The organism is Bacteriovorax sp. Seq25_V (assembly GCF_000447795.1).
GTDB lineage: Bacteria > Bdellovibrionota > Bacteriovoracia > Bacteriovoracales > Bacteriovoracaceae > Halobacteriovorax_A.
Genome location: NZ_AUNI01000009.1, coordinates 168,904 through 195,415, shown reverse-complemented (window position 1 = coordinate 195,415; position 26,512 = coordinate 168,904). Strand labels below are relative to the sequence as shown.

General features: G+C 36.0%; 25 protein-coding genes and 2 tRNA genes. 15 read left to right on the top strand and 12 right to left on the bottom strand.

The features are described 5' to 3' along the window. Nucleotides 1–8: 8 nt before the first annotated feature. Nucleotides 9–2,039, bottom strand: coding sequence for a methyl-accepting chemotaxis protein (locus M900_RS18015; protein WP_021273546.1), 2,031 nt, complete (start codon nt 2,037–2,039; stop codon nt 9–11). A 243-nt stretch (nt 2,040–2,282) separates the two neighbouring features. Between M900_RS18015 and M900_RS02190 the strand changes: the two genes are divergently transcribed. From M900_RS02190 to feoB, 3 genes are all read left to right on the top strand, one after another. Then, nucleotides 2,283–2,819 (top strand): dCMP deaminase family protein, encoded by a 537-nt coding sequence (locus M900_RS02190; protein ID WP_021273358.1) that lies wholly within the window; start codon nt 2,283–2,285, stop codon nt 2,817–2,819. A 102-nt stretch (nt 2,820–2,921) separates the two neighbouring features. Further along, nucleotides 2,922–3,155, top strand: a complete 234-nt coding sequence (locus tag M900_RS02185) for a FeoA family protein (RefSeq protein WP_021273285.1) — start codon at nt 2,922–2,924, stop codon at nt 3,153–3,155. A 3-nt stretch (nt 3,156–3,158) separates the two neighbouring features. Continuing rightward, nucleotides 3,159–5,132 carry a ferrous iron transport protein B gene (gene feoB / locus M900_RS02180; protein ID WP_021273256.1) on the top strand — a complete coding sequence of 658 codons (1,974 nt, stop codon included), beginning with the start codon at nt 3,159–3,161 and terminating at the stop codon, nt 5,130–5,132. A 29-nt stretch (nt 5,133–5,161) separates the two neighbouring features. Here feoB and M900_RS02175 read toward each other — a convergent pair whose 3' ends face one another. Continuing rightward, nucleotides 5,162–5,806: a phospholipid scramblase-related protein gene (locus tag M900_RS02175; RefSeq protein WP_021273161.1), complete on the bottom strand. Its 645-nt coding sequence runs from the start codon at nt 5,804–5,806 to the stop codon at nt 5,162–5,164. Between the two features lie 69 nt (nt 5,807–5,875). Between M900_RS02175 and M900_RS02170 the strand changes: the two genes are divergently transcribed. From M900_RS02170 to trxC, 3 genes are read left to right on the top strand one after another with little or no spacing between them, the layout of a single operon-like run. Then, nucleotides 5,876–6,823, top strand: coding sequence for a hydroxyacid dehydrogenase (locus M900_RS02170; RefSeq protein ID WP_021273500.1), 948 nt, complete (start codon nt 5,876–5,878; stop codon nt 6,821–6,823). Then, the gene (locus M900_RS02165) at nt 6,823–8,091 is read left to right on the top strand and encodes an adenylosuccinate synthase (protein WP_021273562.1); all 1,269 of its coding nucleotides are present in this window, start codon (nt 6,823–6,825) and stop codon (nt 8,089–8,091) included. Before M900_RS02170 ends, M900_RS02165 begins: the two co-directional genes overlap by 1 nt. A 52-nt stretch (nt 8,092–8,143) precedes the next feature. Beyond that, on the top strand, nt 8,144–8,578 hold the full coding sequence (gene trxC, locus M900_RS02160; RefSeq protein WP_021273468.1) for a thioredoxin TrxC: 435 nt from the start codon (nt 8,144–8,146) through the stop codon (nt 8,576–8,578). Between the two features lie 78 nt (nt 8,579–8,656). On the opposite strand, the gene M900_RS02155 is transcribed toward trxC, so the two are convergent. Beyond that, nucleotides 8,657–9,277 carry a hypothetical protein gene (locus M900_RS02155; RefSeq protein ID WP_021273527.1) on the bottom strand — a complete coding sequence of 207 codons (621 nt, stop codon included), beginning with the start codon at nt 9,275–9,277 and terminating at the stop codon, nt 8,657–8,659. A gap of 236 nt (nt 9,278–9,513) precedes the next feature. Here M900_RS02155 and M900_RS02150 point away from each other — a divergent pair, with 236 nt between their 5' ends. Then, entirely contained in the window at nt 9,514–10,044 is a 531-nt protein-coding gene (locus M900_RS02150) for a hypothetical protein (protein ID WP_021273437.1), read from the top strand. Here the strand turns inward: M900_RS02150 and mtaB are convergent. Next, nucleotides 10,037–11,356, bottom strand: coding sequence for a tRNA (N(6)-L-threonylcarbamoyladenosine(37)-C(2))-methylthiotransferase MtaB (gene mtaB, locus M900_RS02145; protein WP_084703392.1), 1,320 nt, complete (start codon nt 11,354–11,356; stop codon nt 10,037–10,039). The two genes, M900_RS02150 and mtaB, sit on opposite strands and share 8 nt — an antisense overlap. A gap of 189 nt (nt 11,357–11,545) precedes the next feature. On the opposite strand from mtaB, the gene M900_RS02140 reads away from it, so the two are divergent. Next, nucleotides 11,546–11,622 (top strand) — tRNA-Lys (locus M900_RS02140). A gap of 31 nt (nt 11,623–11,653) precedes the next feature. Next, nucleotides 11,654–11,731: transfer RNA gene (locus tag M900_RS02135), tRNA-Glu, on the top strand. A 34-nt stretch (nt 11,732–11,765) separates the two neighbouring features. On the opposite strand, the gene M900_RS02130 is transcribed toward M900_RS02135, so the two are convergent. The 6 genes from M900_RS02130 to M900_RS16850 form a co-directional block, all read right to left on the bottom strand. Then, complete coding sequence (locus M900_RS02130; RefSeq protein WP_021273297.1) at nt 11,766–12,344, bottom strand: pyroglutamyl-peptidase I; 579 nt, start codon at nt 12,342–12,344, stop codon at nt 11,766–11,768. Continuing rightward, the gene (locus M900_RS02125; RefSeq protein ID WP_021273517.1) at nt 12,341–13,870 is read right to left on the bottom strand and encodes a sensor histidine kinase; all 1,530 of its coding nucleotides are present in this window, start codon (nt 13,868–13,870) and stop codon (nt 12,341–12,343) included. The genes M900_RS02130 and M900_RS02125 overlap by 4 nt, the downstream gene beginning before the upstream one ends. Continuing rightward, complete coding sequence (locus M900_RS02120) at nt 13,870–14,364, bottom strand: YfiR family protein (protein ID WP_034730823.1); 495 nt, start codon at nt 14,362–14,364, stop codon at nt 13,870–13,872. The genes M900_RS02125 and M900_RS02120 overlap by 1 nt, the downstream gene beginning before the upstream one ends. Nucleotide 14,365: 1 nt before the next feature. Continuing rightward, the gene (locus tag M900_RS02115; RefSeq protein ID WP_034730822.1) at nt 14,366–16,351 is read right to left on the bottom strand and encodes a TonB-dependent siderophore receptor; all 1,986 of its coding nucleotides are present in this window, start codon (nt 16,349–16,351) and stop codon (nt 14,366–14,368) included. A 66-nt stretch (nt 16,352–16,417) separates the two neighbouring features. Then, entirely contained in the window at nt 16,418–17,272 is an 855-nt protein-coding gene (locus M900_RS02110; protein WP_021273138.1) for a radical SAM/SPASM domain-containing protein, read from the bottom strand. A 46-nt stretch (nt 17,273–17,318) separates the two neighbouring features. Next, the gene (locus M900_RS16850; protein WP_021273250.1) at nt 17,319–17,804 is read right to left on the bottom strand and encodes a TetR/AcrR family transcriptional regulator; all 486 of its coding nucleotides are present in this window, start codon (nt 17,802–17,804) and stop codon (nt 17,319–17,321) included. Nucleotides 17,805–18,053: 249 nt separating this feature from the next. On the opposite strand from M900_RS16850, the gene M900_RS02100 reads away from it, so the two are divergent. Continuing rightward, nucleotides 18,054–18,881, top strand: coding sequence for an NIF family HAD-type phosphatase (locus M900_RS02100; protein ID WP_157680521.1), 828 nt, complete (start codon nt 18,054–18,056; stop codon nt 18,879–18,881). Nucleotides 18,882–18,921: 40 nt separating this feature from the next. Beyond that, a complete protein-coding gene (adeD, locus tag M900_RS02095; protein ID WP_021273058.1) occupies nt 18,922–20,685 on the top strand; it encodes an adenine deaminase in 1,764 nt (587 codons plus the stop codon). A gap of 20 nt (nt 20,686–20,705) precedes the next feature. Here the strand turns inward: adeD and M900_RS02090 are convergent, their stop codons facing one another. Then, a complete protein-coding gene (locus tag M900_RS02090) occupies nt 20,706–21,224 on the bottom strand; it encodes a hypothetical protein (protein ID WP_021273578.1) in 519 nt (172 codons plus the stop codon). 291 nt (nt 21,225–21,515) lie between these two features. Between M900_RS02090 and M900_RS02085 the strand changes: the two genes are divergently transcribed. Next, on the top strand, nt 21,516–22,811 hold the full coding sequence (locus M900_RS02085; protein WP_094742611.1) for a deoxyribodipyrimidine photo-lyase: 1,296 nt from the start codon (nt 21,516–21,518) through the stop codon (nt 22,809–22,811). Here the strand turns inward: M900_RS02085 and M900_RS02080 are convergent. After that, nucleotides 22,808–23,155 (bottom strand): hypothetical protein, encoded by a 348-nt coding sequence (locus M900_RS02080; protein ID WP_021273312.1) that lies wholly within the window; start codon nt 23,153–23,155, stop codon nt 22,808–22,810. The two genes, M900_RS02085 and M900_RS02080, sit on opposite strands and share 4 nt — an antisense overlap. Before the next feature lie 82 nt (nt 23,156–23,237). On the opposite strand from M900_RS02080, the gene M900_RS02075 reads away from it, so the two are divergent. From M900_RS02075 to M900_RS18010, 3 genes are all read left to right on the top strand, one after another. After that, a complete protein-coding gene (locus M900_RS02075; protein ID WP_021273164.1) occupies nt 23,238–23,864 on the top strand; it encodes a lysophospholipid acyltransferase family protein in 627 nt (208 codons plus the stop codon). A gap of 50 nt (nt 23,865–23,914) precedes the next feature. Further along, nucleotides 23,915–24,697 (top strand): hypothetical protein, encoded by a 783-nt coding sequence (locus tag M900_RS02070; RefSeq protein ID WP_034730820.1) that lies wholly within the window; start codon nt 23,915–23,917, stop codon nt 24,695–24,697. Nucleotides 24,698–24,761: 64 nt separating this feature from the next. Next, nucleotides 24,762–26,477 (top strand): ABC transporter ATP-binding protein, encoded by a 1,716-nt coding sequence (locus M900_RS18010; RefSeq protein ID WP_021273122.1) that lies wholly within the window; start codon nt 24,762–24,764, stop codon nt 26,475–26,477. Nucleotides 26,478–26,512 lie beyond the last annotated feature (35 nt).

Here is a 26,512-nt window from a genome sequence, read left to right as displayed (position 1 = left end):
CTCTATCTTTAGACATCTTCAAATCTATCATCATCCCTCGAAGGAGGACCATCCATAAAATTCTCACCAGAAACTTTTGAAACTGGTGCGTCTTCATTAATAGGGATATCCTCAACGATTGAAAGGTTCTTTTCAGCTTTCTTCATCTCAACAACTTTTCCCTTTTCTTGAGACTCAGCGATTGTATTTTTAGCACCTACAACTTTATTTGATTTTTGCCCATTGATTAAGCTTTCTAGCGTTGACACAATTAAATCAAGGTCAATCGCTTGCTTTGCAAGAGTTGATGAGTTCATTGCCGTTTGGCTTGCAATTGTCGTATTCACATGTGTTACTTGATCGAGCTGATTCATCGCAGAAGCAATATTTTCCACACCCGTAGCCTGCTCACTAGCAGCACCTGAAATCTCTTTCATCAGATCCTTAACTTGAGCAACGTTAGAAACAACCTCATTTAAAACTTGGTCACAACGCTGTGCTGTTTCTACCCCGTACTCAGTTTTACCTTTTGCTACCGATACTAAGCGGCCAACGGCTTCTTTTGACTCTGTAACAATCGATTCAACTCGATGAACAGAACTTGAAATTAAAGTTTCAATTTCTTTAGATGCATTACCTGACATCTGGGCAAGATTACCGACTTCTTCCGCAACAACCGCGAAACCTTTTCCATGCTCGCCTGCTCGAGCCGCTTCAACAGAAGCATTGAAAGATAAAAGTTTTGTTTGAAATACAATGTCATTAATAACTTTAGTTTTATCTGAAATTTCTTTAATAACATTTACAATTTGTTCTAATTCTGTCGAAGTCTTCTCCATTTGTCCTGTAATATCATTATTACAATCACTGATTTCATTAATTGCTTTCACAACATTTGATACCGCTTCCTTACCTTCAGAAGCTACCCCATGGGACTCAGTTGATTTCTGTTCTGAAAAAGCAGCATTATCAACACTTCTCTTCATCATTTCTCTAATTTCATCAAGGGTAGAAACTGTTTCTAAGACCGCTGCGGATTGTTCAGTTACAGAAGATGAAAGATCATCAGCAGTTTGCTTTAACTCTCTCGATGAACTCGAAGTCTCATCACTAGTATGCTTTAAACTAAGAGCAAGCTCTGTGATTGCTTGCGCTGTACGAAAATAGAATATTGTAACTCCGAGAAGAATTAAAATTGCAAAAACTGATGACCCAAGCATTATCATTTCTATTAGGTTTTGTCTTTTTTCTATATTTACAACTTCATTAGCAATTTCTTCATTTATCTCCTTAATGTGTTCTTTAATAAACTTTTCAATAGAGTGAATTGCGCTTCGAAAACTAGCAATTGAATCAACTTGAGTCTTATGAGCTTCAGTGACTTCTCCAAACTTTTTAATGTACTTCTCTGCCAAAACATTTAACTGATCACCAATAGCTGGATCTGAAGCGAGCTTTTTCATTTCTCCAGTAACCACTTTTGCTTTTTCAAAATATTTTAAATCGTATCTTAATAAATAATCTTTTTCATGGCGACGAAGAGTAAGAAGTTGAACAAATCCTTTATCACCAATATTATTCGCTTTAATAAATTTCTCAATTTCATGAGCAATATTTCTTAATTCTCCTCTAAGCCCTGTACTTGAATCCCCTTGACTCTTTATAGCGTCAACGGCCTTCGCAAATCCCTTTTCGTACACATCAATAGAGCTTACCAGACTTCCATATTCCTCTTTCGAAAAATCAAAACCTTCTGAGTTTTTAAGTTTTTCAACCCCGGCCCTAAAATCTTCAACTGTCTCCGCATTTTTCTTTAAGTACTTTTCGTCTCCACGAAGAAGAAAATCTTTTTCATGCCTTCTCGCCGTTAGCATATCTTCAGATAGAACGCGTAACTGGTCTCTAGCTTCAAGTTCACTCTTTATAATATGTAAATATTCAGCACGCATATTTGACGAAGAAACAAAACTTAAGCCTAATGCAGCAATCATTATCAAGAGAACGCCACCTAGTGAGATGAGTGTTTTTGCCTTAAATGACAGAGCCTTCCAAAATTTCATACAGCTTCCTTTTCAATTTCTTTTTTTAAAGTCGTTAACTTGCTTATTTTATCGACTTTATTAAGAACTTATTTATAAAAAAAAAGTAAATTTAAGTAATGATCTTAAACGGCTGAAATAATGGAAGAGTTCATATGTGAACAAAGAATAGAATATTAAGAGATATTCACACTGTTAAATTTAATCTATATTTACTGCAAAAAATCTGTGACAAACTGACAACTTTTCTCCTATCTTTAGCCCATGGAAAATAATCATATCAACTTCATCGATGTTAAAAGCGCTATTAACTGGGACGAGTACTTTATGCTCCAGGCCATAATGGCTAGCTTTAAAAGTAAAGATCCTGCAACTAAAGTTGGTTGTGTTTTCGTTGATCAAAATAACCACCAAATTACTTTCGGCTATAATGGTTTTGTTGCTGGTATTGATGAAACGAAGCTCCCATGGGGTAAGGACAAGACCGCTTCTCTTGAGTTTCAAAAATATGGTTACGTAGTTCACGCAGAAGCAAATGCAATTCTCCACACAACAAACAACCTTTCAAATGCAAAGTGTTACGTCACATTATTTCCATGCCACGAATGTGCAAAACTTTTGGCCTCATCAAAAGTAAGTGAGATTATATATCTTCAAGATAAGCACGAAGGCACAGAATCAAATCGAATCTCAAAGAAAATCTTCGAACTGACTGGTATAAAGACCAGAAAACTCGAACTAGGTTCAGAAATTATTGAGAAACTTACTGAGCATTTCTCCGAAGCCCTTTCAAATCAGTAGCTTAACTAAAGTAAAAATGACATATGTCATAGACTTGTTTGACTATTAAAACTAATGTATAAGTTCTTATACATCAATGTTTTTTCTTAAAACGAGGAATATATGACAATACTATCTCTAGTCAAAAAAGGCTCAAAAGCAAAGGTTCATTCATTCAATGAAAACCTTCTTTCGAAATCAATGATGATTGGTCTAGGTATTCTACCAGGGGACACAATTGATCTTGTTAGTGAATCTTTTCTTGGTTCACCTCTTACAATTCGTCTTACAGATGGTGAAACTGTTGCCATGAGAATCGCAGAAGCTGCACTTATTAATGTTGAAATTATAGGATAAGAAATGAAAAAAGTTTTAGTTATCGGTCCACCAAACTCTGGGAAGACGGCGCTATTTAACGTACTGTCGGGATCAAACCGCAAAGTAGCAAACTACTACGGGATCACTGTTGATACTGCACTTGCAGGTCTAAAATCAAACAAAGAAAATGAAAAACAAATTACTATCGTTGATTTACCAGGTATCTACTCGCTAGTTCCTTCATCAATTGACGAGTCTGTTACTGTTTCTACAATCCTTGGAAAAAATAATCAGGTTAGCGAATATTCTGAAATTTTTGTTGTTGTTGATGCTTCAAGAATGGATTCATCTCTTTCTGTAGCACTAGGACTTAAGGAATTATTTGAAGATAAGATAAGAATTATTTTCAACAAGTCCGACCTCGCTCAAGCTAAACACTTTGACCTAGAAGGAATCGGAAAGAATCTTGGTGTGCCATTTATTATAACGAGTGCATACAAAGGTGATATCAAGGCCCTTGATAAGTTCATTCGTGACAACACTGGAGACGAGAGCCTTCTTCCGAAAAAGAAGATTATCTTTAATGAAGATGCAATTGAATATAATCCTTTCAATATTGCTTTTAACGAAGTTGGTTCTGTTGACATCAGTAACGAAGTAAATTCTTTAAACTTCATTGAAAAATTTCAAAGACAAGCAAGAGACTTAAAAGCATCTTACGCTGTTGGAGAAGGAAAAGACAAAATCGTTTTATCAAATAAGATTGATAATTTTGTACTACACCCATATCTTGGTGGATTTATTTTCTTAGCGATCTTTTACATGATCTTCCATTCTATCTACACTTTCTCTACCCCATTCATGGACTTTATTGATGGAAGTGTTGGAAGTTTTGGTGAATATATTGGAGCCCTTATTCCTGAAGGTCAACTTAATAGCTTCATCGTTGATGGTGTTATCGCTGGGGTTGGTGGAGTTATAATCTTCCTTCCACAGATTGTTATCCTCTTTTTCCTATTAAGTTTACTTGAACAAAGTGGATATATATCTCGCGCTTCAATTATTACTGACAAATTAATGTCAGTGTTTGGATTAAACGGGAAAGCATTTCTTCCGTTCATGTCTGGTTTTGCTTGCTCAGTTCCTGCAATTATGGCAACGAGAACAATTGCAGATAAGCGTGAAAGAATGGCCACACTAATGGTAATCCCATTAATCACTTGTAGTGCAAGACTTCCTGTCTATGTTCTACTTATTGGTACATTTATTCCAAGCACAACTATTTTTGGAATTTTCAATTCACAAGCTCTTGCATTTTTCTTCCTTTATTTCTTAGGAAGTATAACAGCTCTTATTATTGCTAAAATTTTTAGACTATCTTTTTTCAAAGGAAAGACTCAGTCATTTATTATCGAGCTTCCACTTTATCAACTTCCATCTCTTAAGATTGCATTTAAAGCAATGTACTTGAAGGGGAAAGTATTTTTAAAGAAAGCCGGAACAATTATTCTTGTACTTTCTATGGTTATTTGGGTTCTTTCTACTTTTCCAAAGCCAGCACCAGAACAGCTTGAAGGGAAAACGGATGCTGAAGTTGCAGCAATATCACTTGAGTACTCAACAATTGGTCGCATGGGAAAAACTATTGAACCAGTAATTGCACCTCTTGGGTACAACTGGAAAATGGGTGTTGGGATTATCGTAGCAATGGGAGCAAGAGAACTTTTTGTATCAACACTTGGAACTATTTACGCTCTAGGTGATGTTGATGAAGAGTCTGACTCTCTTAAGGATAGAATGAAGTCTGAGATAAATCCTGAAACAGGTCTTCCTGTTTACAATATCGCAGTAGCTTGGTCACTACTTGTATTCTTTGCATTTGCTATGCAATGTATCTCAACTCTCGGTATCGTTAAAAGAGAAACTGATAGCTGGAAGTATGTTGCCTATATGTTTGGTTATATGACACTACTGGCTTATGGTGGGGCATTTGTCACTTACAGATTACTAATTTAAATTGAAGGGCGACCAGATCGCCCTTTTTTTTAGAAAATTCCATCTCTATTTGCATTTTCTTCAAAATAATCAAAATCGATACTCAGTGCATTTGCAAAGATAATCGCCTTTTGCTCCGGTGATAAATCAGTAGTAAGCTGAACTCCAAAAGTATCAGAATCGGTGAATATCTCCTTAAAAATACCACCCCACTTCTTTGAGATAAGTCCAATACTCTTGTCACCATTATTAAAAATTTCAAAAGAAAAGAATTTAAAAAATCCAGAATCAATACGTGCAAATACTTTATGAGCATGATCAAGAAGTTCATATCTCTTTCTAAAAATCGCAAATTTTTGTTCGATATGACCAAGATTTTTGCCATTCGCATCTTTTACGTACATAGAAGAGAAGAACCAATAATACGGCCTATCAAGCTCTAGAATCTTATTTCCTTCCCTATCAAAGACATGAATTGTCAGCGGACGATGAGCACGAAGAAAGCTACGCTTAATAAATGCCCAGAACCCGCTACCCTGCTCAGCACAAAATCCAATAGGTTGGTTATTAGCATCCAATATTTGATATTTATTCTTCGTTTCAAACCCTGTCAGAATCTCCCCCCACTCTTTCACCTGACGTACGAAATAGCTCTGGTTCTGACCAAAAAAAGATAAAAAATTCTGATTTTCCACGTTACAGTCTCCCTGTATTCATTCTATAATTTCAACGTCATTTTAAAACAACTAGTCTTAGGAGGCCATATGAAACCATTTATCGTCGTTTGTGACGGTATGGACAAAGAAGTTTTTGAAGCATTACAAGCTGAAACAAACCTCGAAGTCCACCCAAAAGCAAAAATAACTCAAGAAGAATTAAAAGAACTCCTCCCTAAAGCTAACGCACTCATCATCAGATCAGCAACTACAGTAACTAAAGAATATCTTGAATTAGCACCAAATCTTAACCTTGTTATCAGAGCAGGTGAAGGTACAGATAATATCGACAAGAAAGCATGTGCTGAATTCGATGTTGTAGTTGAAAACACTCCTGGTGCAAATAATAACTCAGCAGCAGAGCACGCAATTGCTCTTATGATGACAGTTCTAAGAAAAACTGCGGCAGCAGATGCCTCAATGAAAACTGGTGCATGGGATAAGGCTTCTTTCACAGGAAACGAACTAGCAAATAAGAAAGTTGGTATCGTTGGTTTTGGAAAGATTGGACAAATTGTAGCAAAGAGACTTGCAGGTTTTGACCCTGAAGTTAAAGTATTTGATCCATTCTTTGAAAAGAGTGATCTTCCATATGTTTCCAAAGCAGCAACGCTTGAAGAAATTTTTGAAAGCTGTGACATCATTACACTGCATACTCCTCTAATGGATGCAACTCGTGGGCTTGTTAACGCAAAACTTTTCAATCTTATGAAAGCTGATGCAATTCTTATTAATGCTTCTCGTGGTGGAATCGTTAATGAAGAAGATCTTTACGCTGCACTTTCAAGTAAGAAGTTTAGAGCAGCCGGATTTGATGTTTTCTCTGCAGAACCACTTCCTGCGGACAATAAATTAAAAGAGCTCCCAAATCTTGTGATGACTCCACACTTAGGAGCAGCGACAGAAGAAGCTCAACTAAGAGTAGGTCAAATGGCCGTTGCACAAATCAGAGAATACTTTGGTAATAACAATATCGTTAATCAGGTAAAAGCGTAATGAAATCTCTGGCGATTATTGGCTCTCAATGGGGAGATGAAGGAAAAGGAAAAATCACTGACCTTCTAGGCCTTAAGTGTGATGTTGTTGTTCGTTACCAAGGAGGTAACAACGCTGGACATACGATCATTGTTGGTGACAAGAAGATCGTTCTTCACCTTATCCCATCAGGAATTCTTCACTCTCACTGTACTTCAGTTGTTGGACACGGTGTGGTTCTTGATCCGGGTGCTTTTTTAGATGAGTTAAAAAATGTTGAAGCCTCTGGAATCAAGGTTACTTCAAGTAATCTTATGATCTCTGCAAACACAACAGTTATCACTCACTATAACAAGCTCCTTGATGGACAGAGAGAAGCCAAAGGGCCAGTAAAAATTGGAACGACAGGAAAAGGAATTGGACCTGCTTACGAAGATAAAATTAGCCGTAAAGCAATTAAGGTTCGTGATCTTTTAAATCTTGAAGTACTTGAGCAAAAACTTTCTGCAAATCTTATTGAAAAAGAAGCTCTTTTTAAAAATCTTTATCAATGTGAATATCCTTCTGCAAAAGAAGAAGCAGCAAGACTTTTTGAACTAGGAAAGTCCCTTGCTCCATTTGTTGCTGATACATTTAGCTACCTTGATAAGTGTGTGACAGAAGGAAAGAAAATTCTTTTCGAAGGTGCACAAGGTGTTCTTCTAGACATTGACTATGGTTCATACCCTTTTGTAACTTCTTCAAGTACATCTTACGGTGGAATCTTCACTGGAGCAGGAATGCCTGCAGGTAAAGTAGAAGAAGTTTTAGGGATCACAAAAGCATATACGACAAGAGTTGGAGAAGGACCTTTCCCAACTGAACTTTTTGACGACGTTGGTGAAAAAATCCAAACTATCGGTCACGAGTTCGGAGCAACAACAGGAAGAAAGAGAAGATGTGGATGGCTAGACCTTCCTCTTCTTAAATATTCTGTGAAGTGTTCTGCTCTTACCAGCATTGCGCTAACAAAGCTCGATATCCTAAGCGAAGTTGATGTTCTTAAGGTTTGTACAAGCTACAAATATGAAGGAAAAGAAATTGATTGTGCGTATCCTGGAATTGATCTTTCAAAAGTTGAACCCGTATATAAAGAGCTAAAGCCATTCACGGATGATTTCTCTGGTAAGTTATCGACGGAAGTTAAAGACTATATCGCTCTGATTGAACAAACTCTTGGAATCCCTGTAGGAATCCTTGCTTTTGGTCCAGAGAGAAGCCAGATTAAATTTTTAAAAGAATATTTCTAAGCAGACCTTTACAAAATTTATAATGCCTCCATATTAATCTATGGAGGTATTTATGAAAAAAATCCTTGGAAGTTGTCCTTCCTGCCATGCACTTAATAAAATTGAAGCTTCAGATGTAAAAAAGCAGCCAATCTGTGGAAAATGTAAAACCCCGCTGGCCTTTCATGACCTTGTTCAAGACGTCACAACAGAAGAATTTGATAAGATCGTTCGAAATTCATCTATTCCTATAATTGTAGATTTCTGGGCCTCTTGGTGTGGACCTTGTCAGCAGTATGGACCGACATTTCAAATGGTCTCAAATGAATATGGTGGGCATGTTCAGTTTCTAAAAGTTAATACGGAAAAGAATCAAGATCTCGCCGCTCGCCTTGGAGTTCGAGGGATTCCAGCGACAATGATGATTAAGGACGGGAAGATCACTGGTAATATCGCAGGTGCGATGAACTATGACCAACTAAGAAGCTGGGTGGAGCAAAATAAGTAATCTAAAATAAAAAAGGAGGGATAAACTCCCTCCTCCATGTAAGATTTTATTCAGCAAAGGTTTTGAGATTTAAGGATTTCATTTACGTCTACCACCCTCCTTGTTTTTTTCATATTTACTATTGGTGTGTTTCATTCGTCTTTCAATGTCTCTAACCTTTTTCTGATCAAAAGGTTGGTCAAATTGTGTGAGCAGACCGGCGATCTTTCTTAAGTTTGTTCCAGTATCCTGTACGATGATTGTAGCAGAAGTCACCTGTTCGATAATTCTACCGTAGCGTGACATGAATGGTCGAAGAGCGCGAGTTATATAAGGCAAGCTCTCTTGATTTTTTAATGGGTAGGTTAATAAGAAATAGTCTGAAAGATCTGGGATATCCTGAATATCGCCGGTCCATTTAATGCTCTCTACAGTGTTGTAGCGAACATCACGTGCAGGGATTATTAATTTTGTTTTTTCATTTACCGTTATTCTTGTAAATCCATGCTGATTTAAAAGCACAGAAATTGACTTCTCTACATTTTCTCTATCAAGAGCAAAACTATCTGAGATAAAATTCTTTTGATTCAAATCAACAGCACCGATATAACTAACACCAGTTAAAGTAGATGCTTCTTCAACACAGCTTTTTAGGTTATCACAATTAGCGAAAGAGCTTGTTGTCATCAGAATTAAAGTAGTAGCAAGAATTGGTTTCAAATAACTTCTCCTAGTTTTTGTTATGAATTTATCCTAATAGAAGTTATGCAATTGATTGTTTGAATCTCGTAAATGATTAGTGAAATAAAAGTAAAAAAACTGTCAACTTTTTGGTCATTGCTATAATTTATACACTTTCCTCATTCTTAAAGTATTTAAATTCAAGCACTTACAAGTGTCAAGATTGGCATAAACAATGCAAATATAACTACAAATAATTTATTTTGGAGTCTTCTATGAAAGTACTTTTGGCAATCGTTATCTCTTTTTCTGCATTTTCTTTTAGTGAGCATATGACTCCGATGCAAAAGTTAATGTTCAACATGGAATTGAAGGCAAAGTATTCTGGAAAGTATAAATCAAAACCTTCTCCAAAAAGAAATTGTGTTGAAGATTTCCAAAAAGCAAAAGCCGAATACAATACAGCGATATGTGATGGTGAAGCTAGAATTATGGAAGTCGGTATGATTAGTGGAAAGAAATTCACACGCGATCAAATTGAAAATATGCCAGCAGGTCATCCACACTTAAAGTCTACAGTAAGGGGAACAAATAAACTTATTAATTACGCTGTTCTTGGAGGACGTCCTTCATACCCACACTCTTCAAGAGATTGTGAAAACTTTTTTTCTGAAGAAGTTGAAGTTATCACTATTGATGGTAAAGAATGTCGCGAGATTAAGTTTCACGCACCTGAGCTTGGTGGAGAAACTTATTCGCAAATTTACTGTGAAGATGATTACTCGCTATATATTAGCTTTAATTAATAAGCTCTCCATAGAGCTTATTATCTTTGAATTCAGTTAACTGAACATTAATGATTTGGTTTTTTAAGTTCTGTGAAGACTTAACAAATACTCTTACAAAGTTTGTTGTATACCCTTCCCAGTATCCCTCTTTATTCTCTCTTTCAAAAAGAACTTCACTATTTGATCCAACTTGATCTTCAGTGAACATATTTAACTTTGCATCTCCAAGCATAATAAGAGTTTTTACCCTCTGCTTTTTAACTGGGTGTTGAATATGATCATCCATCTTTCCGGCCATTGTATTCTTTCTCTTCGAATATGGGAAAACGTGGAAGTGAGTAATTGGCAATTCTTTTACAAGATTAAATGTATTTTGGAAGTTCTCATCAGTCTCACCAGGAAATCCACAAATAATATCTGCTCCAATCCCAGCATTTGGAAAAGCTGTAATAATCTTATTAATGATTCTCTTGTAATCATCAACAGAATACTTTCTTCTCATATTAGTAAGAATTGTATCGTCACCACTTTGAAGTGGAATATGGAAGTGATCAAGGAATTTCGGTGAACTCTTCATTACTTCTAAAAGTTCATCAGTAATCGTATTTGGCTCAACACTCGCAAGCCTTAATCTCTCAAGACCATCAAGAGCAAGTAGTTCTTTAACAAGGTCAGAAAGTTTCTCACCACTTGTTGATTCATACTCACCAATATTAACACCTGTTAAAACGATCTCTTTAAATCCTTGCGATAAAAGCTTCTTCGCCTCAGTAATTGCGCTCTCAATTGTTACTGCCTTAGATCTTCCACGAGCAAAAGGAATAATACAAAATGAGCAAACATAGTTACATCCATCCTGAATCTTTAGGAAAGAACGAGTATGACCATCGACAGAACTTGTTGCAGCCCCATAGAAGTCTACTGACTTATCAATGTGAATTGCATCAGTTTCTTCTTCATTAAGGTAATCGAAAACTTTATATTTCTCACTCGTTCCAAGAACCAGATCAACACCAGTCATCTTTGCAATTTTTGGCGCATCCATTTGAGCATAACATCCAGCAACGACAATTTTTCCATCTGGAGAAGCCTTGTATGCTTTTCTAATTAAGTTACGACACGTTGAATCCGCCGCGTCTGTTACTGTACATGTATTGATAAAAGTTACGTCTGCTTGCTCTCCGAATTCAACAATTTCATAGCCACGATCCACGAAGCCTTGAGAAATTGTACCTGTTTCCGAAAAATTCAGACGACACCCTAATGTATGAAAAGAAACTTTCTTATTATCTGTTGAATTTACGAGATTATTTTCCACTGTTAACCACATATCTTGAATTTGTAAAACGTCGATAAAATATAGGATTCAGGCCATTAAGGCAAGGTGTGTTGAAAAAAAGACCCATTGCAAACAAAGAAAATTGACCATTTTTTTTGTAATTTTTTTCACTTTTTCGAATTTTAGTATTGACGACTAAGACCTCTTACCTTATATTCAATCTCACCTAAACAGAATGACGGTCTCGTAGCTCAGTTGGTTAGAGCATCTCCCTTTTAAGGAGAGGGTCCTGTGTTCGAGTCACAGCGAGATCACCATGTTTAGTAAAATCCGGGAATTTAAGGTTACGCTCTCATCGTCTAGCCCGGTCTAGGACACCGCCTTTTCACGGCGGTAACAGGGGTTCGAATCCCCTTGGGAGTACCAGTTTTATAAAGAAGCCAGACCTAGTCTGGCTTTTTTATTTTGTGCTCGAAAAATTCTTAATTATCGACCTCACCGACTCTTTTAAATCATCAAAAATAATCTCAGACTCAGCCATTTCATCTTTCGTAGGTGGTACATGAATAAAGAGTACATTCATCGAATTCTTATATTTTGAAAGGGCCCTATAGTAGAGATAATTGCAAACATAGGTTCCCGCTGTATTAGATATTTCTAGAGGAAGAAACCTTGATTGGTCATAGGTTTCATAGATTTTCAGTAAGTCCATATTTGTAAAAATACCATCTGGGCCACTCTCTTCAATCACCAGCCCATTTAGCCCGTAGCCATCATTATCTTTTATCTCGGCATCGATGACGTTAATTGCAATTCGCTCCAGCGAAATACATTTTCTTCTTCCGGCCACTCCTAACATAATGAGTGTATCAGGCCTTAGTATGTCTGCAGTATTTTCTAATTCTTTAAATGCACGATCGTAACTTACTGGAAGTAAAATTGTATTGATATTATCTGACTCCAATTCTTCAACTAGTCGCTCTGTGGGATTGGACTTCCATTCTCCAAAAGGAACAAAACCACTTATAAGTATTGTCATTCAGAAACCTTTTTAAAATGAATTTCAATAGTTGTTCCCACATCAAGAGTCGAAGTCACATTCAACTTACCTTTATGTGCCGTCACAATATCATTAACAATAGACATTCCAAGACCTGTTCCCTGGCCAGGATCTTTCGTCGTATAAAATGGCTCAAAAACTTTCTGTAAAGTTTCTTCACTCATTCCTATTCCATTATCTTCAAGCCTTATAACGTAATCATTATCAACTTCTCTTAGAGAAATTTTCAGAGACGCCGTTGTCCCTTTCCCGTTATGTTTAACATTCAAAGCAAAGAAGATATTGTCCAAAATATTAATAAATGCTCTTTCAATATCCTGAGGTAAACACATAAGGGTAAATCCGCGTGGGATTTCCTTATCTATGTTCACATTAACAAAATTCTGCCTCGCCTTGAACGAGTGATAAGCGAGATCAAGCGCTCTCTCAATATGCTCTCCAAGATCTGCTTGGACAAAAGATGCATCACCGGAACGAGCAAGTAGAAGCATACTTTTGATAATACTATCTATTCGTCGCCCATTTATTGTGATGAGTTCAGAAACGTCAGTAAACTTCTTCATCATTGATTCGTAATCAACTTCTTCACTTTTCCCCTTTTCAAGCTTTTTGCTTAAATCGGGAACAAGAATGTCTTTAATTAGAGTAGAACTTCCTATAATGAGATTCAGAGGATTTTTGATTTCATGAGCTATTCCAGCCGTTAATCCCCCAAGTGATGCAAGCTTCTCCTGAGCAACGATAGAACTTTGTGCTTCTTTAAGATTGGTCAAAGCGTCTTCGAGACTAATAGTTTTTTCTCGAACTTTATTTTCAAGGTTCTTATTTAAACTATCAAGTTTCTGTGCGTTCACTTCAAGAAACAACAATAGTGAATTAAACGATTCCACAAGAATTTTAGTTTCTCGAATTTTTTGATCATCTTGAATGCGAATACTTAAATCATTCTTGACAATAATTTCTTTAAAAGAATTACTCAAAGTTGAGATCGGCTTCAGGATCGCTACTATCAAGTGTCTTCTTAGAAGAAGCAACAGAACAAAAAACACTATTCCAAAAATAGATAATGATATACATTGATCATAAATAAGTTTTTTTAGTTTCTTATCCTCATAAGTTACATAGAGAGTTCCAATAGTGCTTCCCTGACTTAATATTGGTGTGCGAATTGAGATCTTTCCGTTTTTATAATAATAATTTTCATTAATATCTTTAAAAAATGAATAATTGTAAAATCCATTACGTGCAAAAACTCGATCACCTTTTACAACTTCCATCGTGTAAAAATTTAAATTCCTAGTGAGGTCCTGGAAATCCTCTAGGGATTCAAATAGTACTGTCGCCTCAAGGTTGATTGCAATGGACTTTGCAGAGTCTATTGACTCTCCAACAAAAAACTGAAAAAGAGTTTTATACTGAAAGTAAAAAAGTACAGACACTGCCAACACAAGAATAGCAATAAGCGTGAGAAAATATCTAAAAAAGAGCTCTCTTAAACTTTTCATCAGTAAGTCCTATCCGCTAGACGAAGCAACTTAGAGCTTATCTTTACATCATCATCTTTTATCTTCTTAATATTTGCATCAAATTTAATTTTATTCTCTACTCGCTTTAAGACAAAGTGAGAAAGGACATGATTTTCATTATTCAACGAAATGATAATAAGACCTTGGGTTTCACTGAGAATTTTCTGCAGACTATCAACTGCTACTTTGTTAGGAAGAATAAGAATTGAACATTTACTATTTTTAATAGTAGAATTACTAACCTTAGAAACACTTACTTTCTTAGAACCTAACATTTTATTTTCAACATTTGACTTCAAAACATCATATATTTCATATCGAGGACTCCCTAAAATACAAAATTTTGTATCATCATAGATATTTTGATCTACGAATGGTGCTATTCTGAAAATCAGAGCGGCTTCCACATCTAATGTACTGATAGACTGTGCCCTAATCATAAATGTAAAAAACAAAACGACTAAATATTTCAACTTAAATTCCTATACTCCACAAAACTTCTATCCGACGACCAGGATTCGTATCCGCTAGTACACCGTTAAGAGGATTCGCAATTTTCTTATCAAATAAATTTGTGACTTCTAATGCTAAATTATTATTTGATCCATATTCATAAATTAATTTTGAATTTAAAACTAGGCCACCTGCATACCTTTTATTGTCGGTATTCGTTCTAAATTGATTGATATAGAGACCCGTTAAAGATAACTTTACTCTCTCTAAAGGAATTACCGATGTTCTAAAGGAAACAGTTTCATTTGGTACTCCATCCTGGTCAACAGTACCAGAGTCGGTATTATAACGAGCTAGAGAATAGGAATAATTAAATCCAAAATTAAACTTCTCTGCTGTGTATAAGAACTCGATTTCATACCCATATGCCTTACTTAATCCAGTTTTATTAAGGTAAACATCCTTTTCATTTCTTTTCTCTCTTGTAATCTCATCAGTTAGATAATTAATAAAGATTGCTTCTTTGCACATAAACTGCCCAATTTTACTACTATGTGCAATTTCAAAATTCTCTAATTTTTCGGCATCTATTGAAGTCGGAATTTCACTACTAGACTTTCCTTCATCTTTTCTTTCTTTAATTGCATCTTTATTAATCAGTAGATTTTTTAAATTTGGCGCTCTCATTGCCTTACTGTAAAGAAACTTTAATTGATGATTTCCAAAATCCATAACCATCGAAGCTCGAGGAGAGAGTTGCTCAAAACTTGTATCGAGTGCCTTTGTGTGATCTTCGCGAACTCCTAAAGTTAAATAAATCCCTTCGAAATAATCTAATTTCTTTGCATATTCTAAAAAGGCGGAATATACATTTAAGCGATCAGAGTCTCCAAGCAAATTCTCACTAGCTGTTGTAAGCTTACCTGTATAACTATAAGAGTTTGGACTACCTCGACGGTAGTTATTTTTAAAATCAAAACCAAGTGTAAAATCCCCATACTCGCTTTTCTTATTGAGATCTGTATATAACTCGTACTCACGGTATGCTATTTTATAACGACTTGTTGAGTCTTCAGTTCTATTTCCAAAAACTGAGTGCTCTACAGATTCATTCATCACTACATAGGAGTTTAGCTCCACACCTGAAAAAATTTGATTTTGATATTTAATATATGGAGAAACAATGGACCAGTTAATTTCATTGATTTCAGACTCTCCTGCAGCACTTCCAAAAAAACCGGCACCCATCCCACTAGTTTTTTTTGCAACTCTTAACCCAGGAGTAAAACCTTTTAAAGCTCCTGTATCAATTGTGTAATATGAATTAATAAATAGAGTCTCTTTTGAATCTCTATTTCTCCAATCCTGAGCCCGATCCCCTACGAGATCATTGGATGCTTCCTGAGTATAAAAACTACTCGAAAAAAAGAGTTTACCGCTTGTTAATCTACGCTGAAAATTTGTTCCAATTCTTTTGCTGTTTTGAGAGCCGATCCCGGCCTGTATTTCAAAATCTTCATTATTATTAATTTTTGAATTTAATGAAATTACTCCTGAAAGAGCGCCCGTACCATAAATTGCTGAAGCAGGGCCTTTTAATACTTCGATAGATTGAAAATTATATAGAGGTATTTCTTCTTCTAAAAACACTCTCCCTGCACGTACATGATTAAATGGAACTCCGTCAATTTTTAAGAGATGATGATTATTATCAAAACCACTAATCTTTCGACCTCTTGTTATAAGTGTCCTCTCTCCTAATCCATAAAAAGTTGAGTAACCTGAAGTCAAATTAACAGCATCTGTAATTGTATTTATTCCGTAAAGATTGAACTCTTGCTTTGAAAAAGAGGTCACATTTCCAGGGCTCAGATATAAAGGCGTTTCATTTTTTGATGCGACACTGACTTCAACGTTTAATAGATCTTCGATTGATAGTTCAAAAACATCAGCAAACGCGCTGAATGTGTTCAAGACGAACAACAAGATGACTACGGATTTAGACATAATTCCCCCCTAGTAATATTTTATTTATTCCAGACTATTTAGATAGGAGGTAATATATGCTGAAAGTTAAAATCTATTAGCAAACGAACAGTGCTGGCAAAACTTCTCGACACGAATTCCCTTATTGAATCCATCCCGCATATCTGAAGCTCTTTTTGATAGAAGTATATCTTTTAGGCTAGTTTCAAAAACATTTCCAAGGACAACATTTGCTTCTTTATCCAAGCAACATGGTACGACTTTTCCATCTGCATGAATACCAACATGTCCCACAACACCATGACAACGTCCCTTATCTGACTGATATGGTAAATCAAAGCTTGGCCATTCAAATCGTGAATCAAAATGGAGATAGATTTTCTCCACTACCTTCTTAGATTTTTTAAACCCCACATCGACATTTCTATTTATCGAGACATCAAAATATCGCTCCAGATAAGAAATCACATTCTCATTCTCAAACGATTTATCCCCAAGATTCCACAATCTAAAATTAATAAAAGTATTTTCATTATTACTGCGAAGATGATCACAGAACTCAAGTAGAGATCTCATATAATCTTCAATCGGCCTCTCCGGAAAATTATCTTTATAACTTTGAACAGAGAAATTTATTTGTCTGATTGTTGGCGAACACAGAAGATCTTTATACTTCTTAGCGAGTAGTCCATTAGTTGTAATCTGAATCAAAACATTGAGTGATTCACAATATTCTACAATTTTTTGAAACTCAGGATGCGCAAGAGGTTCACCCATCAAGTGAAGACAAACTTGCTTCGCCAGAGGCGCAGCATCCTCAATAACTTTTTTGAAGTCATCAAAAGACATAACTTGCTTATCACGCTCCACCACAGGGCAGAACGTGCATTGCAAGTTACAAATATTACTGATTTCAATATAAACACGATCTAATTGTTTCACACCATTTTATTACATTGGGATGTGCACAATGTCTTTGAAATTAAGGCTAAATAATACTTTTTATAAAGTGTACTCGATCAATTTCATTCTCATTTTCTAAGAAGTAATGAGCCGCTGTGATAAATAAATAGAAGCCTTGTAAGTCCTTTCCTTCAAAAAAATGCTCTTTAATAACTGTTTTTAGTCCCTTCAGGTGTGGACTATTCTCAATATTCATTGCAATTGGTATGAAAGACTCAAAAATACTACGACTATTATTTAACTGCTTGAACACACTTAATAGTTGGTCTGAATTTAGTACTCTTTTGATATTAAGAGCGTCCAAGGCTAAATTAAGCTTATCTACGAGCAAACTTATAACAACCTCATCCTTACTCTTAAAGTAGTTATAATAAGTACCTATCCCTAAATTACATTTCTGGGCCAGCTCTCTCATACCAACATTTGAAACACCCTTATCAGTGAAAAGTTCATACGATTTCTCTAGGATCATTTCTCTCGTCTTTTTCTTTTTTTCCTCTCGTAAACCCATTTCATAGCTCCATTAATTGATTTAAAACCTAATTCGAGAATAGCCCTGTTCATAAACGTACACTGCTTAATTTATGTTAAGATCTCAAAAACGAACAAGGTAAAAAATTTCGGGTACTTATCGATAAATTCTAAAGGGTAATCGTGGAAGAACTGTGAGAAAGAGTTAAGATTTCCTCACATTTTATTCCATCGCCCAATTTGCTGGTCAAAATCTAAGAATATTGACCAAACTACCGATAAATTAGGCGTGAAAATAAGCGTTCTAATTACTCAGATATTAATACTCACCTTCTTTGTCGCGTGCTCTAACAAGCGTGGGCCAGCAAGTGATAAGAGGTCAAGGATTAGTATTATCTTTGACATTGATTACACTATTGTCGCCCCCTCAACATCTAAGAAAGATTCCCATACTGTAACAGTCGAAGGAGAAACCTATCGCGTAAATGATGGTGTGGTTGAGATGATTGAGAAGCTTTCAAAAAGAGATAATGTCGATATTTATTTTTTTAGTGGCGGTGGGGAATCAAGAAACCTAGAACTCTTAAAACAAATTAAATCGGACCAAGGAAAATCACTTTTAAGCTATACAACTGAAGTTTACTCCTTTAACGATCTTACCCAGGTTGCAACAGAGGGAAGATTTAGTAAAAGATATAAAAAAAACTTAGCCCCACTTGGTTTCGATTTAAGAAATACTATTTTAGTCGATGATAACGAACTCTTCGCTGTTCCAGGGCAAGAAGAGAATATGCTCTGGCTTGGAAAAACTTATCATCATGTTGAAGACTATAATAAAATTACTTCGCTAAAAAACTTAGGAAATCTTGAAGCCGAATATTTCCCAACAAATCCTGATGCCTGGTTTTTAGCAAGAAATAAACTTAAATATGTTGATGCCCTACTTGACGCTGCACTAGATGCTGAAGATGAAAGAAAAGGTTCATTTCTCCACTTTATTCACACAAAGAAAAATGAGTATATTCCATATAAAGAAGTGCGAAATTCCCACTTTGACAATCTTCTCACCCAAAAGCCCAATCGAGGCTGTACAAGCCTTGTCTTATCATTTCCATAAATCTATGATGTCCTTTAATATAATTAGATAGGAAATATTTATGACTAAATCATTAAATGATAAAGCAACTCAAAGAATTGCTCGTGAGCAATTAAAGAAAGTTCTCTCTGTTGCTAGAGGTGACGGAGAAATTGATATCCTTATTACAAATGTAAAAATTCTTGATCTTGTAAACGGCGACATCACTGATAGCTCTATTGCAATTAGTGGACAAACAATTGCAGGGATCGGAAAAGAATATGATGATCAAAAGGCCAAGAGAACAATCGATGCCAAGGGAGCATTTGCCGTTCCAGGTTTCATCGATGGACACCTTCATATTGAATCATCAATGATGCATCCATTTGAATTTGAAAAGTTAACGCTACCACTTGGAACAACAACGGCAATTTGTGACCCCCATGAAATTACAAATGTTATGGGAGCGACTGGTTTTAATTGGTTTCTAAGATGTAGTGAGATCATGAATCAAAACTTATTTGTTCAAGTGAGTTCATGTATTCCTGCTCTTCCGGGTTTTGAGACTAATGGTGGACAATTTGATCTCATCAATATGAAAGAATATGTTGATCACAAAAATGTTCTCGGACTTGCGGAAATGATGAACTTCCCAGGCGTTATCAATGGCAATGATGAAGTTCTTGATAAGCTAGAAGCCTTTGAACACTTAAACCTTGATGGTCACTCTCCTCTACTTCAAGGGAAGGCCTTGAATGCGTATATCGCAGCGGGTGTACAAAACTGTCACGAGACAGTCACTGCAGCCGAAGGTCGTGAGAAGTTACAAAAAGGAATGGGCCTAATTATAAGAGAAGGTTCAGTTGCAAAGAACTTGAAAACTCTTGTTCCAATCGTTAATGATTTTAATTCGTGTCAGTGTCTTCTTTGTACTGATGATAGAAATCCGTATGAAATTTTCAACGAAGGTCATATTAACTACATGGTTAAGAAAATGATCAACGAACTTGATACTCCTATCCACGTAGCCTACCGTCTCGCTTCCTACTCAGCAGCGAAACATTTTGGACTTAAGAGAATGGGTCTTGTTGCTCCAGGGAAACAAGCCGATATTATTCTACTAAATGATCTAAGAACTGTTGATATTAAAGAAGTATTTATCAAAGGTGAGCTTGTTAGTGAACTTTCACTACAGGATAAGATTCAAGAGAAACTAGAAAAGTCGAATCCTCCAATTCAAAACACAATGAAAAGAGATGAAATTAAGTTAGAAGAACTTAACTACTCTCTGACTAATGGAAACTATAATGTTATCGGAATCGTAAAAGATGAGATCATTACGGAACACCTAAAAATTGATTACAAAGACGGTAAATTTGCTCATGATGATATTGCTTACATTGCAGTTTTTGAAAGATATGGGCAAGGAAATAAACCAAGTCTTGGACTAGTTCATGGCTCTGGGATTGTGTCAGGAGCGATTGCTTCAAGTGTTGCCCACGACTCTCACAATATTATTGTTATTGGAAAATCTGAAGACGATATGGTTCTAGCTGCTAATCAATTACTAAATGTTGGTGGTGGTTTCTGTGTAGTAAAAGATAAGAAAATTGATTCATGTCTTCCACTTCCTATTGCTGGTCTTTTAAGCCTCGCTGATGCTCAAGAAATCAATGATGGCATCATTGCCCTTAAAAAATCATGTAAAGATATTGGCGTTCATTTAAGTGAACCATTTATTCAAATGGCGTTTCTTGCTCTACCAGTAATTCCAACACTAAAGATCACGGATAAGGGCTTAGTCGATGTTACAAAATTTGAATTTATTAATTTAAAAAATGACTAGGGCCTAACAAGGCCCTTTTTTTACATCTCGACTTTAACGTCGATCTTGATATTTTGATCATCCGATTGAACATGGATATACTTTTCATCTTCTCCAGTCTTCTTGCCTCTAATAAAAATTCCCTCGGACTCTTTTCCCAGGGCAACAATTACTCCAAGCTTTGCTGAATTAAAATCATTTCTAATAAAGATCTTATCTTCTTCAACCTTTGATACAAGGTCCTTTTTGATCTTAACGACATTTAATTTTCCATCGACAAGGATTGTTCCATTATCAATATTTACAAATTCCTTTTCCCCATCAACATCAACAATATCTGCAACTTTTACTTTCTTATTCATTCCATCAACGTCAACAAAATCACCGAAGATTCTTACTCTTTGCGTTTTTTCATCTACTTTGATTGCGCCCCAAAAAAGATCAACTTTAGAAAACCCTTCCTCATCTTTTTGAACTTTAAATCCCGTAAATAATGCGGCAATAACAATGGCAATTAATCCACCAATAACTGCGAAACTACCAATCACAAATTTCTTCATCTATTTCCCCTAAAAGTAATTTCCCCGTATCTATCACTAACATATTGATATTGATAGGCGATTGAATATTTTTTAAACTGCTCCACTTAAATGGGGATAATTTTAGAAATTTCTCCACGATATTAGATATTTACTGTCCTAATGCTCGAACCGCCGGAAATAGCTTTATCTATAGTGATGTAATCATTAAGCAAGCAATAGTTCTGTCCCCATTTAAATGGAGCAGTTTAAATAAAGCTGTCGAGGTTTTGCCAAGGTCACAATACGCTGTAATTTTGATAAGATATGAGTATGAACAAAGCTATTTTCTGGTTTCGAAGAGACCTAAGACTAAAAGACAATCGCGGATTATTTGAGGCCCTTAAAAGTGGAAATAAGGTCATTCCGATATTTATCTTCGATAAAAATATCCTAAAGAATTTCTCCGACCCAAAAGACAAACGTGTAAGCTTTATTCATCACCGACTCTCCACACTCCATCAAGAACTTAAAGAATATGGAGCTAATTTACGTGTTTTCTACTCAACTCCTTCACAAGTTTTTCAAGACCTCATTAAGACAGAAGAATTTGATGCAGTTTACACAAATCGAGATTACGAACCAAGCGCGATAAAAAGAGACCATGAAATTTCTGATCTACTTTTTAGGCATCGTATATCTTTTCATACTTTCAAAGACCATGTGATTTTTGAAGGTGATGAAATTTTAAAAAATGATCGCACACCTTATACAGTCTACACTCCTTATAAGAATAAGTGGCTTCAAAATCTAACAGCAAAAGATACCGCAAGCTTTCTAAGTGAAAAAGCGCTCGATAATCTCCATAAGGAGAAAGCATCGAAGATTATCTCACTTACAGACATGGGTTATGAAGATGTTGGAGAGATTTTTCCAAAAGCACAAATCGAAAAAGTTAAATTAAAAGATTATCACAATACGCGCGATATTCCGGCCATTGATGGAACTTCACTTCAAGGGATTCACCTACGCTTTGGTACCATTTCTATTAGAGAGTATGTAAGAGAAGCAAAGAAAATAAATGAGACTTGGTTAAGTGAGCTTATTTGGCGTGAATTCTTTTCTCAAATACTCTTTAATTTTCCAAATGTTGTGAACGAGGAATTCAAAGAAAAGTATCGTAAGATTCCTTGGTCCCATGATCAAAACAACTTTAAGCGTTGGTGTGAGGGGCAGACTGGTTTCCCAATTGTCGATGCAGGAATGCGTGAACTTAATAAAACAGGACATATGCATAATCGTGTTAGAATGATTACTGCAAGCTTCCTTGTAAAAGATTTACAAATCGACTGGAGACTTGGAGAGAAGTACTTCGCTAGCAAGCTCCTCGACTTTGATCTCGCAAGTAATAATGGAAACTGGCAGTGGGCGAGTTCGAGTGGTTGCGATGCTGCTCCATATTTTCGGATTTTTAATCCAACAACTCAGATGGAAAAGTTTGACCCCGAACTTATTTATGTAAAAAAATGGGTTCCTGAATTTGGAACAAGTGATTATGTGAAACCGATGGTAGATCACAAAGTAGCCAGAGAAAAAACTCTGGCCCTTTACAAAGAAAACTTAGACTAATTTTTTAAAGTTAAAAAATACATCTGTGCTTCGTCATGAATTGCTGACACTATTGCATCATAATCAGTTCTTGATTTTAAAACTACAGTGACGTTTAAAATCCCTGGAAGATCTGAATCGTTTAAGTATGGACCACCCATACAAATATCTTCACCAATGCATTCAATTGGTCCCATTTCTCTAACCATTTTTCCCGAAACAGCATAGAAAACATCATTCTCAATGTAGAAAGAGTCAAAATACCTTTCAGAGTTTCCTTCATACATACCAATTTCAAATTTTGCATCAAATGCAGCTACCTGAAATGCGAATACAGCAAAAAATAATGCAATCAACTTTTTCATAATAAATCCCCTCGTGTTTTTATTTATGATAAACATAAAGTTTTCAATTAACAAATCGACAGACCTTCGTTAGGATTTTTTCATGATAGCTAATCTTATTTATATTCTCGTTTCTGTTTTTAAACTTCTAAGTCGTAAGAAGTATCACAATATTGAATTTCGTGAGCAGGCTAAAAAACTAAGCCCTCATGGGAATTACATTATGGCCGTTTGGCATAACAACCTCGTTTCGTGCATCCTCAATGCTGAAACTCCAATGGTCTCCATGACGAGTTTATCTAAAGACGGCACGATAGCTTCTGATACCGCGAGGAAATTTAATATCTACACTGCCCGTGGAAGTTCTTCACGTGGTGGAAAAGAGGCCCTCATGGATATGGTTAAACATATCAATGAAACTCATCATCACGCAGGACTTACTGTCGATGGGCCTCGTGGTCCAGTTCATGAGCCAAAGCCTGGAATTTTTAAGATTGCCCAGCTTACAGGATGCCCTATTCTACCTTATTGCGTGATCTCAACTCGCAGGAAAGAATTTCGCTCTTGGGACAAACTAAGGCTTCCACTACCTTTTGGAACCATGCATATTCTCTACGGTGAGCCCTACTTTATTACTGAAGAGGTAACTAAAGAAAATCTTGATGCTCACATCAAAACTCTTAGAGACAAACTGATGGATCTTGAGAATCAGTTCACTAAACTAATGTAATTATTACAAATTCTCAAACAATAGAGTGCTTCTCATGGTAGAAGCACTGAGTGAAATACATTATTCTTATTGTCCTACAAATTTCGATGTTTGCTGCAACCACTGCCGGTATTGGTTATTGGCAGATACTTCCCGATGAACAACGAGGCTCAACGGTCAGCAAAGAATCGTTTGAAAAAATAATTGAAAATACTTGGAGGCTCTACCATGTTGAGTCCGCACAAAAAGGGCGCGTCCTAGTCGTTAAAACTAAGGACTGGAACACTTCATATTTTTCAGCTTGGGCCAATAAGGAGAGCGATGGAACATTTAGCATCAACTTCTGGGGTGGACTCGCTAGACTTCCTTATATGACAGATGCGGCCTTTGTCCTCACGGCCTGCCACGAAATCGGTCACATTATTGGCGGTGACCCAATGATCAAAAATAAATACCTTTCACATATGTCGAGTGAAGGGCAATCTGATTACTTTGCTAGTACAGAATGTATGAGAAAATATGACGTAGCATATGGACTCGATGAAGTTGATAATGTTGACCCATACATTACTTCACGATGTTATGAAAACTTCGAAGAAGCATCTGATTTTGAAACATGCTTAAAAATTGCAGTGGCGGGGGCTAGTTTGACACGTAATCTTAGTCTTTTAAATGGAGATGAAGAAGTACATGCCGACACTCCAAGTCAAAACATTGTCGAAAACACAATTTTTGACTCGTATCCAAGTGTTCAATGTCGACTAGATACATTTATAGCCGGTGCATTAAACGAGGAAAGACCGGCATGTTGGTTTGCTGCTACTGACGCGGAACATATCGACAAAGCACGTTAAAAATTAGAGATTTATTAGGTTTTAATTAGAAAACAATTTAATACAAGAAATGAGAAGAAAAATTATGTCAGAAACCCTATTAGAAATTAAAGATTTAACAATTGAATTTAGAAGTGAAGATAAAACTATCCAAGCTGTTAGAAACTTAAATCTTAAAATCCCAAAAGGTAAAACTGTTGGTCTAGTTGGTGAATCAGGTTCAGGTAAGTCTGTTACTTCACTTGCAATCATGGGACTTATTCCTAATCCTCCAGGTAGAATTTCAAAAGGTGAAATCCTATTTAAAGGAACTGACCTAACGAAACTATCTCAAGACGAACTTAGAAAGTTACGTGGTAATAAAATCGCGATGATTTTCCAAGAGCCAATGACATCTCTTAACCCTGTATTTACAGTCGGTAATCAAATTGATGAAGTTCTTATGCTTCACCAAAATATGTCTAAAGTAGACGCGAGAAAAAGAACTATCGAACTTCTTGATGAAGTAGGTATTCCTAATCCTCCAGAAAGTGTTAATAAATACCCTCACCAAATGTCTGGTGGACAAAAGCAACGTGTAATGATCGCAATGGCAATGGCATGTGAGCCAGAGCTTCTAATTTGTGATGAGCCAACAACTGCTCTTGACGTTACTATTCAAAAACAAGTTCTTGAACTTATGTTTGATCTTCAAAGAAAGCACGGAATGAGTATGCTTTTCATTACTCACGACCTTGCTGTAATCGCTGATATTGCTGATGAAGTTGCAGTTATGTTCAGAGGTGATCTTGTTGAGCAAAATACAACAAGAGCTCTTTTCGAAGATCCAAAGCATCCATATACAAAAGGTCTTTTAGCTTGTCGTCCAAGTCTTGAAGAGAATCCAGTTAGACTTCTAACTGTTGAAGATTTCCTTAAAGCTGATGGTGATATTGACGTTTCAAAACTTGAAATGAAAAAGCCTCACCCAATTGATGAAACAAAGAATCCAGTTATTCTTGAAGTAACTGACTTTAATAAGCACTTCCCAATCAAAGGTGGAATTTTTGGTAGAACTGTTGATTGGTTTAAGGCCGTTGATAATGTTTCAATCAAAGTTAGAAAAGGTAGAACTCTAGGACTTGTTGGTGAGTCTGGTTGTGGAAAGACAACTCTTGGTAGAGCAATCCTCAGACTTATCGAGCCAACTTCTGGAAAAGTTGTTTACAACGGAACAGATATTACAGCTCTTGATAAGAATGATATGAGAGATATGAGAGAGAAGATGCAGATTATCTTCCAAGATCCATATTCTTCACTAAACCCAAGAATGACTATCGGTGATATTATCACTGAGCCAATGGTAATTCACGGTGTTGGTGGAACGAAAAAAGAAAGATACGCACAAGCTGCAGAACTACTTGAGAAAGTAGGCTTACCAGGTGATTACCTTAACCGTTACCCACATGAGTTCTCAGGTGGTCAAAGACAAAGAATTTGTATCGCAAGAGCGCTTAGTTTAAGACCAGAATTCATCATCTGTGATGAGTCTGTATCTGCTCTAGACGTTTCTGTTCAGGCTCAAGTTTTAAATCTTTTACAAGATCTTCAGCAAGAGTTTGGACTTACTTATATCTTCATCTCTCACGACCTTTCGGTTGTTAAGTATATCGCTGATGAAATCGGTGTTATGAACAAAGGAAGAATCGTTGAGTTTGGTGCTTCTGAAGAAATCTACAGAAATCCAAAAGATGAATATACTAAGAGACTTCTTAGTGCGATTCCAAAAGGTGTTCCAAAAGAAATGCTACAAGAACAATAAAATAAAGGCCTCAAATGAGGCCTTTTTATTTTCAA

Coding starts and splice junctions, on each gene's coding strand:
- M900_RS02090 (WP_021273578.1), bottom strand. CDS start 21,224: ATGAAGAAATTTGTGATTGGTAGTTTCGCAGTTATTGGTGGATTAATT.
- M900_RS18015 (WP_021273546.1), bottom strand. CDS start 2,039: ATGAAATTTTGGAAGGCTCTGTCATTTAAGGCAAAAACACTCATCTCA.
- M900_RS18010 (WP_021273122.1), top strand. CDS start 24,762: ATGTCAGAAACCCTATTAGAAATTAAAGATTTAACAATTGAATTTAGA.
- M900_RS02130 (WP_021273297.1), bottom strand. CDS start 12,344: ATGACAATACTTATAAGTGGTTTTGTTCCTTTTGGAGAATGGAAGTCC.
- adeD (WP_021273058.1), top strand. CDS start 18,922: ATGACTAAATCATTAAATGATAAAGCAACTCAAAGAATTGCTCGTGAG.
- M900_RS02170 (WP_021273500.1), top strand. CDS start 5,876: ATGAAACCATTTATCGTCGTTTGTGACGGTATGGACAAAGAAGTTTTT.
- M900_RS02125 (WP_021273517.1), bottom strand. CDS start 13,870: ATGAAAAGTTTAAGAGAGCTCTTTTTTAGATATTTTCTCACGCTTATT.
- M900_RS02185 (WP_021273285.1), top strand. CDS start 2,922: ATGACAATACTATCTCTAGTCAAAAAAGGCTCAAAAGCAAAGGTTCAT.
- M900_RS02190 (WP_021273358.1), top strand. CDS start 2,283: ATGGAAAATAATCATATCAACTTCATCGATGTTAAAAGCGCTATTAAC.
- M900_RS02165 (WP_021273562.1), top strand. CDS start 6,823: ATGAAATCTCTGGCGATTATTGGCTCTCAATGGGGAGATGAAGGAAAA.
- M900_RS02115 (WP_034730822.1), bottom strand. CDS start 16,351: ATGTCTAAATCCGTAGTCATCTTGTTGTTCGTCTTGAACACATTCAGC.
- trxC (WP_021273468.1), top strand. CDS start 8,144: ATGAAAAAAATCCTTGGAAGTTGTCCTTCCTGCCATGCACTTAATAAA.
- feoB (WP_021273256.1), top strand. CDS start 3,159: ATGAAAAAAGTTTTAGTTATCGGTCCACCAAACTCTGGGAAGACGGCG.
- M900_RS02150 (WP_021273437.1), top strand. CDS start 9,514: ATGAAAGTACTTTTGGCAATCGTTATCTCTTTTTCTGCATTTTCTTTT.
- mtaB (WP_084703392.1), bottom strand. CDS start 11,356: ATGTGGTTAACAGTGGAAAATAATCTCGTAAATTCAACAGATAATAAG.
- M900_RS02085 (WP_094742611.1), top strand. CDS start 21,516: ATGAACAAAGCTATTTTCTGGTTTCGAAGAGACCTAAGACTAAAAGAC.
- M900_RS02075 (WP_021273164.1), top strand. CDS start 23,238: ATGATAGCTAATCTTATTTATATTCTCGTTTCTGTTTTTAAACTTCTA.
- M900_RS02080 (WP_021273312.1), bottom strand. CDS start 23,155: ATGAAAAAGTTGATTGCATTATTTTTTGCTGTATTCGCATTTCAGGTA.
- M900_RS16850 (WP_021273250.1), bottom strand. CDS start 17,804: ATGGGTTTACGAGAGGAAAAAAAGAAAAAGACGAGAGAAATGATCCTA.